The organism is Pseudomonas sp. B10(2017), from assembly GCF_002113295.1.
Lineage (GTDB): Bacteria > Pseudomonadota > Gammaproteobacteria > Pseudomonadales > Pseudomonadaceae > Aquipseudomonas > Aquipseudomonas pudica.
Genome location: NZ_NEJU01000003.1, coordinates 70,948 through 82,703, shown reverse-complemented (window position 1 = coordinate 82,703; position 11,756 = coordinate 70,948). Strand labels below are relative to the sequence as shown.

7 protein-coding genes, 1 other RNA gene and 1 pseudogene are annotated in these 11,756 nt (G+C 63.8%); 2 read left to right on the top strand and 7 right to left on the bottom strand.

Features of this window, described 5'->3' with window-relative positions; all coding sequences use genetic code 11:
• The first annotated feature begins 170 nt into the window (after positions 1-170).
• Entirely contained in the window at positions 171-1,562 is a 1,392-nt protein-coding gene (gene gabP / locus CAF92_RS05125; RefSeq protein WP_046613147.1) for a GABA permease, read from the top strand.
• 57 nt (positions 1,563-1,619) lie between these two features.
• On the opposite strand, the gene CAF92_RS05120 is transcribed toward gabP, so the two are convergent.
• Positions 1,620-2,483, bottom strand: a complete 864-nt coding sequence (locus CAF92_RS05120; protein ID WP_046613146.1) for a LysR family transcriptional regulator — start codon at positions 2,481-2,483, stop codon at positions 1,620-1,622.
• A 155-nt stretch (positions 2,484-2,638) separates the two neighbouring features.
• Between CAF92_RS05120 and CAF92_RS05115 the strand changes: the two genes are divergently transcribed.
• Positions 2,639-4,177, top strand: coding sequence for an MFS transporter (locus tag CAF92_RS05115; protein ID WP_085599593.1), 1,539 nt, complete (start codon positions 2,639-2,641; stop codon positions 4,175-4,177).
• 67 nt (positions 4,178-4,244) lie between these two features.
• Here CAF92_RS05115 and CAF92_RS05110 read toward each other — a convergent pair.
• The 6 genes and pseudogenes from CAF92_RS05110 to CAF92_RS05080 all read right to left on the bottom strand — a co-directional run.
• Positions 4,245-4,355, bottom strand: a pseudogene (locus tag CAF92_RS05110) (WYL domain-containing protein); the annotation flags it as partial.
• A gap of 334 nt (positions 4,356-4,689) precedes the next feature.
• Positions 4,690-5,081: a transfer-messenger RNA gene (gene ssrA, locus CAF92_RS05105) on the bottom strand.
• A gap of 99 nt (positions 5,082-5,180) precedes the next feature.
• A complete protein-coding gene (locus tag CAF92_RS05100; RefSeq protein ID WP_013974305.1) occupies positions 5,181-5,477 on the bottom strand; it encodes a hypothetical protein in 297 nt (98 codons plus the stop codon).
• Positions 5,478-5,748: 271 nt separating this feature from the next.
• On the bottom strand, positions 5,749-8,559 hold the full coding sequence (locus CAF92_RS05090; RefSeq protein WP_085599591.1) for an FAD-binding and (Fe-S)-binding domain-containing protein: 2,811 nt from the start codon (positions 8,557-8,559) through the stop codon (positions 5,749-5,751).
• A 75-nt stretch (positions 8,560-8,634) separates the two neighbouring features.
• Positions 8,635-9,780: an FMN-dependent L-lactate dehydrogenase LldD gene (gene lldD / locus CAF92_RS05085; protein WP_013974303.1), complete on the bottom strand. Its 1,146-nt coding sequence runs from the start codon at positions 9,778-9,780 to the stop codon at positions 8,635-8,637.
• A 63-nt stretch (positions 9,781-9,843) separates the two neighbouring features.
• Entirely contained in the window at positions 9,844-11,514 is a 1,671-nt protein-coding gene (locus tag CAF92_RS05080; protein ID WP_015271872.1) for a lactate permease LctP family transporter, read from the bottom strand.
• Positions 11,515-11,756: the final 242 nt, after the last annotated feature.

Sequence of the window (11,756 nt, the reverse complement as noted above, 5' to 3'; positions counted from 1 at the left end):
CCCTGCGGGGCTTAAATGAAGCCCGACCTGCACTGACACGTTGCTCTGTGACGCGTGCCAAATATCAACAACAGAGCGCGAGTAACGTGTCGACTTATTGATTTCAAAGGAGATATTTTCGCCTACACCTGCCCGTCCATCCTTGTGTCAGCAAAAAGAGAACAACATCAATGAACACCGTGGGATCTGATGGCAACCTTGCACAAGGTTTCAAGCCACGTCATGTAACGATGCTGTCCATCGCCGGCATCATCGGCGCCGGACTTTTCGTCGGCTCTGGCCACGCCATCGCGGCAGCCGGGCCAGCTACCATAATTTCCTATTTCGTGGCCGGGACCCTGGTGGTACTGGTCATGCGCATGCTCGGCGAAATGGCCGTGGCTCACCCGGACACCGGATCGTTTTCCACCTACGCCGAGCAGGCCATCGGCCGCTGGGCCGGCTACACCATCGGCTGGCTGTACTGGTGGTTCTGGGTATTGGTCATCCCGATCGAAGCGCTAGCCGCCGGGCATGTGCTGAACGCCTGGTTTCCGCAGGTGGACAGCTGGATATTCGCCCTGGCTTCGGTGCTGCTGCTGGCTGGTACCAACCTGTTCAGTGTGGCCAAGTATGGTGAGTTCGAGTTCTGGTTCGCCATTCTGAAAGTCACGGCCATTCTCGGTTTCATCGGCCTGGGTTTCGCCGCACTGATGGGCTGGCTGCCCAACCGCGAGGTCAGCGGCCTTAGCGGCTTGATGGCCGAGCACGGCGGCTTCGCGCCGAAGGGCTGGTCGGCCGTGGTTGGTGCGTTCATCACTGTGATGTTCAGCTTCATCGGCACCGAAGCGGTTACCATCGCCGCGTCCGAATCCAGCGATCCGTCGCGCAACATCGCCAAGGCCACTCGCTCGGTGATCTGGCGCATCAGCACCTTCTACATCCTCTCGATCTTCGTGATCATTTCGGTGGTGCCGTGGAACGACCCGCAGCTCGCGGTGGTGGGTTCCTACCAGCGTGCGCTGGAAATCATGAACATTCCCAACGCGGCCTTCATGGTCGACCTGGTGGTGCTGGTGGCAGTGACCAGTTGCATGAACTCTTCGATCTACATTGCCTCGCGGATGATGTACTCGCTGGCCAAGCGCGGTGACGCACCGGCCATGCTCAACAAGACCTCCAAGGTCGGTGTACCGCGCGCTGCGGTATTCGGCAGCACGCTGATCGGCGCGGCCATTGCAATCCTCAACTACTTCGCGCCGAAGGGTGTATTCGAGTTCCTGCTGGCCAGCTCCGGCGCCATCGCCTTGCTGGTGTACATGGTCATCGCCATTTCGCAGCTGCGCATGCGCCGCCGCCTGGAGCGGGAAAACACCGAGCTGAAGTTCCGCATGTGGCTGTTCCCGTACCTCACCTGGGCGGTGATCCTGTTCATTGGCGGGGCGCTGGCAGTCATGATGTTCACGCCTGAACACCGGGCGGAGGTGACCTCTACGTTGGGCCTGGCGATAGTGATTTCCTTCCTGGGGATCGTGACCACGCGGGGCCATGCGCAACCTGTGGGGGTGCGTTCGATGGGGTGATTCAGTTCACCTGGCGGTAGGGCAAAGGGCACCAGTGGATAGGTGCCCTTTGTTTTTTCAGCTCTTCATCATATCGATGTATCTGATTGCCGCTGGCGCCTTCTCGAAACGTCGATGAATAAGGCTAAGCCACGAGCTGGCCTGGCAGTCGACAATACGCCGGTAGTTCACCTGCGGCAGGCTGACGCGCTGGACCACCGATTCTGGCACCACTGCGATGCCCTGGCCGAGTGATACCAAGGTGATCACCGCCACCAGGCTGCCCGGCTGGGGGCCGAGCCTCGGGACGAAACCACCTTGTGCTGCCACTTCCAGCGTGCCGGAGATCTGTTCGGGCAGGATGAAGGTTTCGTTGGCCAGGCGCGAGGCCGGGATCTGCGGTACTTCATTTATTCGCGAGTTGGCGGGCAGGGCGAGGACGAAACCTTCCTGGTGCAAGGCGATGGCTTCGAGTTCCTCGGGTAGCTCCATCGGCGAGCGCACATAGGCAAGGTCGAGCAAGCCGTCGCGGACCATGCCGGGCAGTTCGGCCATGGGCAGTTCGCGAATGTTCATGCGCACTGCGGGGCAGGTTTCGCTGTAGCGGCTGACTTGCTGCTGGAGCATGCCCGAATACGCGGCCGAAGCCACATAGCCCAGCTCTATGCGCCCGCTTTCCCCTCGGGCTGCCCGTTGCGCACCCAGTTGCGCGGCGTCGAACTGGCGCACTGCATGTTCGGCCTCGACCAACAGCGCCTGGCCCGCAGCGGTGAGGTTGACCTCGCGCTGGTTGCGCTCGAACAGGCGCACGCCCAGCTCGCGCTCCATGTCCTGGATCTGCCGGCTGAGGGTGGGCGGGGCGATACCCAGCTGTTCGGCGGCACGGGTGAAGTGACCGTGGCGGGCGACGCAGAGGAAGTAGCGGAAATGGCGGATTTCCATGGGTGTTACCTGCAGGGTAATGACGCGGGCCGCCGGGGCTAACAAGCCTGGGGGCTAGCGGCGTTATGGTGAGGCCAACACTACAAGGCTGATGGCTTGGCGGCAAAGGCAGCCCCGGCATTTTGACCAACCAGCCCTGCATCCGGAGCCTCACCATGCCCTCTGCGCGTTTCACCCTGCTTACCGCCTCCCTGGTCTGCGCCCTGATCATCCTCGACACCAACATCGTCGCGGTCAGCCTGCCCAGCATCGCCCGTGACCTGTCCGGCTCGTTTGCCGATATCGAATGGGTGGTCAGCGCCTACCTGCTGGCCTTTGCCGCCTGCCTGCTGCCCGCTGGCAGCCTGGCCGACCGCTTTGGCCGCCGCCGCATGCTGCTGCTCGGCCTGGCCCTGTTCGGCATCGCCTCGCTGGCCTGCGGCGCGGCGCCCACCTTGCTGTTCCTCGACCTGGCCAGGGCAACCAAGGGCGTTGGCGCAGCGCTGCTGCTGACCTCGGCCCTGGCCGCGATCGGCCACCGCTTCCATCAACCCCAGGAACGCATGCGCGCCTGGGCCTTCTGGGGCGCCTGCATGGGCGCCACCATTACCTTTGCGCCGCTGCTGGGCGGTGTGATCGCCAGCACCCTTGGCTGGCGCTGGATCTTCTACATCAACCTGCCGTTGGTGGCAGTGCTTGCAGTGATGGTGCTGCGCAGTGTCGAAGAGTCCCGTGACAGCGCTGCGGCCCGGCTCGACCCATGGGGCAGCCTGACTTTCGCCGGCAGCCTGGGTTACCTGATCTGGGCAATGATCGATGCCAGCCAGGTGGGCTGGGGCAGTGCGCAAACGTTGGGTCGGCTGGTGATCAGCGCTTTCCTGTTTGGCCTGTTCGTCATGGTCGAGCGCAGTCAGCAACGGCCGATGATGGACCTGCGGCTGATGCGCAGCGGCCGCTTCGTTGGTGCCTTGCTGGGTATGTTCGCCTACGCTGCCTGCGCCCAGGTGATGATGACCCTGCTACCGCTGTACTTGCAGAACGGCCTGCAGCTGTCAGCCCTGGCCGCAGGGGCGGGCATGTTGCCGTTTGCCGTGGCCATGCTGCTGGCGCCACGCCTGGGCATGCGCCTGGCTGCACACTTGAGCCCGGCGCAGGTGTTCGCACTTGGGCTGGTATTGGTCGGGGCGGGTAACCTGCTGTGTGCCTGGGCCACGCAGCAGGGCGGTTACGGTGCATTCGCCCTCGCCAGCCTGGTGTTGGGTGCGGGCGCCGGGTTGCTGAATGGCGATACGCAGAAGAACATCATGGCTTGCGTACCGCGTGAGCGCACCGGCATGGCTTCGGGGTTGAGTACAACCACGCGGTTCGGGGCGATCGTGCTGGCCATCGGTGGGCTGGGTGGTGTGCTGGCTGCACATAGTGGGCAGTTGCTGCATGAGGCCATGGCTGCCGTGGCGCCTGGGCAATCGGGCCAGGTTGCCGCAATGGCCACGCGGGTTGCCGCGGGTGATTTGCAGGCGGCATTGGCGTTGCTTGAGCCCGGGTTGCGGGAAACGGTGGCACCCTTGGCCCGCCAGGCGTTCATCGGAGGCTTCGAAGCTGTGTTACTGGTCGCCGGTGTGGCGGCGCTGCTGTTTGCGCTACTGGTTGGCGTGTTGCTGAGCCGGCCGCTGCCGGCCATGCCAGAGGTATTGCTGGGCGAGGGGCGATCATGAAACGTGCGGCGGGGTACCCCGGCACGGCAGCTGGGGGTATCAAGCCCCTCGCCGCGGCACTCGACAATCAGTCATTCAATAGCCAGGGCTTCAGTTCCTTGAGATTGCTAACCACCAGTTGCTGCGCCTCGGGTAGTACGGCCAGGTTGCGGTGGTCGATCTGGTAGCGCTGCAACAGGAGGACAAAGTCGCTTGCTGTCAAACAAGTGGTGGCAGCCGTGTATGGGTTGACAGACCGGTGAAGACCAAACCGGCGCACACGAGGTGCCCCACACACAGCCGCTATAGGCAAAACCGTGTGTATGGTCGTCATCAGCCTGTCAAAGCTGGTCGTTGATGAACAACGACCCACCGAGCCTAGAACGCTAAAAAACGACCGCAACGGAAAACAGGCGTTGGGAGATCTTTGGGAAACGCCCTACACGGAAGGGGTGAAATCTGATTTTGGGGCTCGCGCACCCCAACCCCAGGCACAAAAAAAGACGCCCGAGGGCGTCTTCTTCTTTGGGATTTGGTGGAGCCGGGGGGATTTGAACCCCCGTCCGCCAGTACTCCGCTGTCGGTACTACATGCTTAGCCTTGTCTACTGAGTTAATCCGCAGCCGCCCGACGGGCAGGGTGCTTTGGACGAGTTGGGTAAGTTTTAGTCGCTTTGCCCCCAACGTGCTACACGACGATCCTGTTCTGTATGACAATCATTTCGGGTTTACAGGCATCCCCTGATGATTGCTGGAGCCGAAGCTACCAGGAGAGCGGGCTCAGCTGCTTACGCAGCGAGAGCGTAGCCCTCGTAGTTTTCGTCATTGGCAACTATAGAAAGTTGCAACAGTGGATTTACGAGTTCTGTTACCAACTCGGCATGCACCTAGAGTTTCGCTACCGGCGTCGAATCCTGATCGGCCCCACACTAGCTCTAAGCTAACGCACCTTACGGTACGTGAGGCGGAGTATACGCCATTGCGCGGGCGACGTCGACAGCCGGTCCGGTCGCCCGCTTCTGGGCTCACGCGCCGCTACCGCCGCCGCTGGTGCCGCTGCCTTTCTCGGTTTTTTCCAGGCGCTCCAGGACTTTGCTGGTGATGGCAATGCATTCCTTGGTGTCGCCCGAGGCTTGGGCAGCCTTGGCTTTGTCGACGTGCTCGGTGATGGCCTTGTCCAGGCCTTCGGAGGTGGCGCCGGCGGTGGCCATGCTGTCGTCGATCTTTTGCAGGTTGGCGGTGCACAGGTCTTCGGCGGCGAACACCGGCGAAGCCAGCAGGGTGGCGGCCGCGAACAGGGCCGAAAGCGCGGTACCTTTCATGGGAGTCTCCTTCTGGGCCTCTGGAAGGTGGGCCTGTAAGGGTGGACTGCGGGGGATTGGCGGGGGTTCAATCGGGATGGTGGCGGAGTGAAATGAGGATGGCGATGGCACCGGCTTTGCCGGTGTTCGCGGGTGAACCCGCTCCCACATGGAATTGGGTTAGCTCGGGGTATGCGCTGAACCGGTGGGAGCGGGCGTGCCCGCGAAGCAGGCGGCGCGGTGTATGGCACCGGCTGCGCCGGTGTTCGCGGGCATGCCCGCTCCCACAGGGTCAGATACTGCGGGGCCGGGTGACGCGGTCTACCAGGTAGACCAGGCCGTGGTAGTCGATGCCGCTGTGGCTGCTCAGGCCGATCTCGCAGGTGCGGCTGGTGGATATGCCTTCGCTGCAGTACTGCACCGCCTCCTTCAGGCTGCGCAGCGAGTGGGCGTTGAGCTCGGGGGTGGTGAAGCCTTTGTCACCGGCAAAGCCGCAGCAGTGTATGCCCTCAGGGATCACCACCTGTTTGCTGCAGCGCCGCGCCAGGTCGATCAGCGCCTGGCTTTCGCCAAGGTGCTGGGTGCTGCAGGTCACGTGTACGGCCACCGGCTCGTCCTGGGGCGTGAACTCCAGGCGGTCGACCAGGTGGGTGCGGATGAAGCGCACCGGGTCGTACAAGTCCAGCCGGCTTTCGCCCAGGTCCTGCACCAGGCGCAGGGTGCAGGGGCTGGTGTCGCAGTAGATCGGGTCGAGGCCGCCGCGGCTGGCGTGCAAGAGGGCGTTGATCAGCTCCTGGCGCTTGTGTTCGGCTTGTTCGGGGTAGCCCTTGGAAGCGAACGGCTGGCCGCAGCACAGGCTGTCGGCGTTGTCGGGGAACACCACCTGGTAACCGGCCTTTTCCAGCAGGGCGCGGGTCTTGTCCAGCAGCGAGCTTTGCTCGCGGTCGGCATAGGCCGGGCCCATCACCCGCGAGACGCAGGCGGCCAGGTACACCACCCGAGGGCGGGCGTCGTTGCTGGCCGGGCCGAAGTCCAGTGGGCGCAGGGGTTGTGGCATCGCCGGGGTCCACTGTGGCAGGCGGCCTTTGCTGGCTTTGTTCAGCGAGGCACTCAGGCGGCCCAGGCGTGGGGCGCCGAGCAGCTTGCGTGCGGTGTTGGCGGCGGTCAGGGTCAGGCGCGCGCCGCCCAAGGCAGTGTGGAAGTGTTCGGCCAGCCAGTCGGCGGTTCTTTCGTGCTCGGCAGCCTGGCTGCGCAGTTTCTTCACCAGTTCGCCGGTGTTGATGCCGACCGGGCAGCGTTGGGCGCACAGGCCGGTGGCGGCGCAGGTGTCGATGCCCTGGTACTGAAAGGCCTGGCGTAGTTCGCGGGTGTCGATGCCGGCGCGCTGTCTGGCCTGGATGTCACGCCACATGACGATGCGCTGGCGCGGGCTCAGGGTCAGTCCTTTGGACGGGCACACCGGTTCGCAGAAGCCGCACTCGATGCATTTGTCGACGATCTCGTCGGCAGCGGGCAGCGGCTTGAGGTTCTTCAGGTGGATATCCGGGTCTTCGCTCAGCACCACGTCGGGGTTGAGGATGCCGTTTGGGTCGAGCAGACGCTTCAGCTTCCACATCAGTTGGTACGCGTCATGGCCCCATTCCAGCTCGACGAACGGTGCCATGTTGCGCCCGGTGCCGTGCTCGGCCTTGAGCGAACCGCCGAACTCCACCGCCACCAGCTGCGCCACATCGTCCATGAAGGCCTGGTAGCGGGCGACTTCCTCGGCGCTGTTGAAGCCCTGGGTGAAGACGAAGTGCAGGTTGCCTTCCAGGGCATGGCCGAAAATGATCGCTTCATCGTAGCGGTGCTTGTCGAACAGCTGGATCAGGCGGTTGACGCCGTCTGCCAGTTGCTCGATGGGGAAGGTGACGTCTTCGATGATGACTGTGGTGCCGGTCTGGCGCACGGCGCCAACAGCAGGGAAGGTGTCCTTGCGGATTTTCCACAGCTGGTTGTACACGGCCGGGTCTTCGCTGAAGTCCACCTGCTGTTCCAGCGGGAAGTCGGCGATCGAGGCCATCACCTGTTGCAGCTGTTCATGCAGCAGGCTCTGGCTGGCGGCGCGGGACTCGATCAGCAGGGCGCAGGCATTATCCGACAGGCCTTTTACCCACAGCGGCATGCCGGGCATGTTCTGCACCGAGCGCAGGCTGCGGCGATCGAGCAGCTCCACGGCCGAGACCGGCTGGCGCTTGAGTACGGTCACCGCGCGACAGCAGCTTTCCACGCTGGGGAACACCAACAGGGCGCTGGCCTTGTGCGGGTGGTCGGGCACGGTGTCGTAGGTGACGGCACTGATGAAGCCCAGGGTGCCTTCGGACCCGACCAGCAGGTGTTGCAGGATATCCAGCGGCTGGTCGTAGTCCACCAGTGCGTTCAGCGACAGGCCGGTGGTGTTCTTAAGCCGGTATTTGTGCCGGATGCGCTCGGCGAGTGCAGTGTTGGCGCGGGTCTCGCGGCCCAGGCGGGCCAGTGCTTCCAGCAGGTCGGCGTGGCTGGCCTCGAACGCGGCGACGCTGGCGGGGTCTTCGCTGTCCAGGCGCGTGCCGTCGGCCAGCACCAGGCGCAGGCCGGCCAGGGTGTGGTAGGTGTTCTGCGCGGTGCCGCAGCACATGCCGCTGGCGTTGTTGGCAACGATGCCGCCAATCTTGCAAGCGTTGATCGAGGCCGGGTCGGGGCCGATCTTGCGCCCGAAGGGGGCCAGCCAGGCATTGGCCTGGGCGCCGATGACGCCGGGCTGCAGACGGATCTGTTCGCCTTGGCCGCGGATTTCGCGGCCGTTCCAGTTATCGCCCAGCACGATCAGCACCGAGTCGCTGATGGCCTGGCCGGACAGGCTGGTGCCGGCGGCGCGGAAGGTGACCGGCACCCGCTCGCGCTGGGCCAGTTTGATCAGGCCGACCACTTCGTCCTCGGACTCGACGCGCACCACCAGCTTGGGGATCAGCCGGTAGAAGCTGGCGTCGGTGCCGAAGGCCAGGGTGGAGGTGGGGTCGTCGAAACGGCGTTCGGCGGGGATCAGGCGCTCGGCATCACGCAGGAACGCGGCAGGCAGGCTCATGCAGTCTCCTCGCGGGGCCGTGGCGTCTGTGCGCCACATGCCCCGGGTCAATCAGGCGGTCGTTCTTGCGGGCGGTCAGGCGCCCAGTTCGCGTACCAGCGAGTCGCGGGTGATTTCGCTGATCGACTTGGCGCCGGTCAGCACCATCGCTACGCGCATTTCCTTCTCGAACAGCTCCAACAGGTTCTTCACCCCGGCCTGGCCGTGCACGGCAAGGGCGTAGAGGAAGGCGCGGCCGATCAGTACGGTATCGGCGCCCAGGGCGATCATGCGCACCACGTCGAGGCCGCTGCGGATGCCGGAGTCGGCGAGGATCTTCAGGTCACCTTTTACCGCATCGGCAATTGCCGGCAGGGCGCGGGCGCTGGACAGCACGCCGTCGAGCTGGCGGCCGCCGTGGTTGGACACGACGATGCCGTCGGCACCGAACCTGACCGCATCACGGGCGTCATCGGCATCGAGGATGCCCTTGATGATCATCGGGCCATCCCAGAATTCGCGGATCCACTCCAGGTCTTTCCAGGAGATCGACGGGTCGAAATTGTTGGCCAGCCAGCCGATGTAGTCGGCAAGGCCGGTGGGGTTGCCACGGTAGGTGGAAATGTTGCCCAGATCGTGCGGGCGCCCCATCACGCCGACATCCCACGCCCACTCGGGGTGGGTCATGGCTTGCAGCACGCGACGCAGCGGGCCGTTCTTGCCGCTCATGCCAGAGTGGGCGTCGCGGTACCGGGCGCCGGGTGTCGGCATGTCGACGGTGAACACCAGGGTCTTGACCCCGGCGGCCTTGGCCCGCTCCAGAGCGTTGCGCATGAAGCCGCGGTCCTTGAGCACGTACAACTGGAACCACATCGGCCGGTCGATGGCCGGGGCCACTTCTTCGATCGGGCAAACCGACACCGTGGACATGGTGAACGGGATGCCGTGGGCAGCTGCCGCGCGCGCCGCTTGCACTTCGCCGCGGCGGGCGTACATGCCGGTGAGGCCGACCGGGGCCAGGGCCACTGGCATGCTCAGGGTTTCGTCGAACAGTTTGGTCTGAAGGCTGAGTTCGGACATGTTCTTCAGCACGCGCTGACGCAGGGCAATACTGGCCAGGTCCGAGACGTTGTGGCGCAGGGTGTGCTCGGCGTAGGCGCCGCCGTCGGCATAGTGGAACAGGAAGGGAGGCAGCTTGCGTTGGGCCGCGGCGCGATAGTCGGTAGAGGCAGAAATGATCATGGATTCTCGCAGCGTTGCATGTGGGGACTGCCGGGCGCGCGATGGCGCCCGGCCCCTTTCACTTTAGTGATGAACCAGCATGCCGGTCAGCCAGTAGGCCTGGATCAGGGTGATCAGGCCGACGATGGTGGCGAAGAACAGGCTGTGCTTGACGGTGAAGCGGAACAGGTCGGATTCCTTGCCAACCAGGCCGGTGGCGGCGCAGGCCACGGCGATCGACTGCGGCGAAATCATCTTGCCGGTCACGCCGCCGCTGGTGTTGGCTGCTACCAGCAGAGTGTCATTGACCCCGATCTGGTGCGCGGTGGTGGCCTGCAGCGAGCTGAACAGGGCGTTGGACGAGGTGTCGGAACCGGTCAGGAACACGCCCAGCCAGCCGAGGAATGGCGAGAAGAACGGGAACGCGGCACCGGTACCCGCCAGCACCAGCGCCATGGTCGAGGACATGCCGGAGTAATTGGTGACGAAGGCGAAGGCCAGCACCATGCCGATCGACAGGATTGGCCAGCGCAGCTCCCAGAAGGTTTCCTTGAAAGTGGTCAGACCAGTTTTGAAGTTGATCTTCAGCACGGCCATGGAGATCAGCGCCGAGAGGAAGATCGCGGTGCCGGTGGCAGAGATCGGGTCGAGCTTGAACACCGCTGGCATGGCGGTTGGCGCGGCGACGATCGGTGCGGTCTTGATCACCAGTTGGTCGAGGTGCGGGATGGCGAAGTTGAACACGAAGTTGTACATCGCGCCGCCTGGGGCGAACGCTGCCTTGAACGGTTTCAAGGTCCAGATGGTGACCAGCACGGTGAGGATCAGGAACGGTGACCAGGCCTTGAAAATTTCGCCAAAGCTGTAGGGGCTTGGCTGGCTGCCGCTTGGCTGAACCACGGCGGCGCCGACGCTGCCTTTGGCTTCGGCGAACGAACGCTTGGGCTGCCAGACTTTCAGGAACAGGGTCAGGGCGATCAGGCTGGCCAGGGCCGAGGTGATGTCCGGCAGCTCCGGGCCGATGAAGTTCGAGGTGAAGTACTGGGTGACGGCGAAGCTCAGGCCGGCGACCAGGGCGGCAGGCCAGGTTTCTTTCACGCCACGCAGGCCGTCCATCATGAACACCAGCCAGAACGGTACGAACAGCGACAGCAGCGGCAGCTGGCGGCCGGTCATGGCGCCAATGTGGAAGGCGTCGATGCCGGTGACCTGGCCGGCCACGATGATCGGGATACCCAGGGCGCCGAAGGCCACTGGCGCGGTGTTGGCGATCAGGCACAGGCCGGCGGCGTACAGAGGGTTGAAGCCCAGGCCCACCAGCAGCGCGGCAGTGATTGCCACCGGTGCGCCAAAGCCTGCCGCACCTTCCAGGAAGGCACCGAAGCAGAAGCCGATCAGCAGCACTTGCAGGCGCTGGTCATCGGTAATCGACAGCACCGAACTGCGGATCACTTCGAACTGGCCGCTCTTGACCGTGAGTTTGTACAGGAACACCGCGGCAACGATGATCCAGGCAATCGGCCAGAGGCCGTAGAGGAAGCCATAACCCGCAGCGGCGAATGCCATGTCGACAGGCATCTGGAAGGCGAAGATGGCCACCAGGATCGACAATGCGAGGGTGATGCTGCCGGCCACGTGGCCTTTGAGGCGGAATACGGCGAGGGCGAGGAAGAAGAAGACGATGGGAATGACCGCCGCCAGTGCGGACAGGCCAAGACTACCAAGCGGGCTATAGATTTGTTGCCAGGTTTGCATATGGGGTGGCCCCTAATTGTTGTTGGTCAGGCACTGGCATTGGATAATTGGTAAGACCAATTTACAATGACTGGGCGCTAGGTTAAAAGCGTCTTCGTGGGTGTGTCAATTTGTCCCGTGCAAAACTTTGGTCGTGTGCCGATGAGCGGGCGCCTGGTGGGCCGGGAAAATCGTCACCTGGTGGGTGTTTGCGCGATCTGGATCGGCGAGAATAGACGCCCCTGAAATCTGCCGGGGGTTTG

Coding starts and splice junctions, on each gene's coding strand:
- gabP (WP_046613147.1), top strand. CDS start 171: ATGAACACCGTGGGATCTGATGGCAACCTTGCACAAGGTTTCAAGCCA.
- CAF92_RS05090 (WP_085599591.1), bottom strand. CDS start 8,559: ATGAGCCTGCCTGCCGCGTTCCTGCGTGATGCCGAGCGCCTGATCCCC.
- CAF92_RS05100 (WP_013974305.1), bottom strand. CDS start 5,477: ATGAAAGGTACCGCGCTTTCGGCCCTGTTCGCGGCCGCCACCCTGCTG.
- CAF92_RS05115 (WP_085599593.1), top strand. CDS start 2,639: ATGCCCTCTGCGCGTTTCACCCTGCTTACCGCCTCCCTGGTCTGCGCC.
- lldD (WP_013974303.1), bottom strand. CDS start 9,780: ATGATCATTTCTGCCTCTACCGACTATCGCGCCGCGGCCCAACGCAAG.
- CAF92_RS05080 (WP_015271872.1), bottom strand. CDS start 11,514: ATGCAAACCTGGCAACAAATCTATAGCCCGCTTGGTAGTCTTGGCCTG.
- CAF92_RS05120 (WP_046613146.1), bottom strand. CDS start 2,483: ATGGAAATCCGCCATTTCCGCTACTTCCTCTGCGTCGCCCGCCACGGT.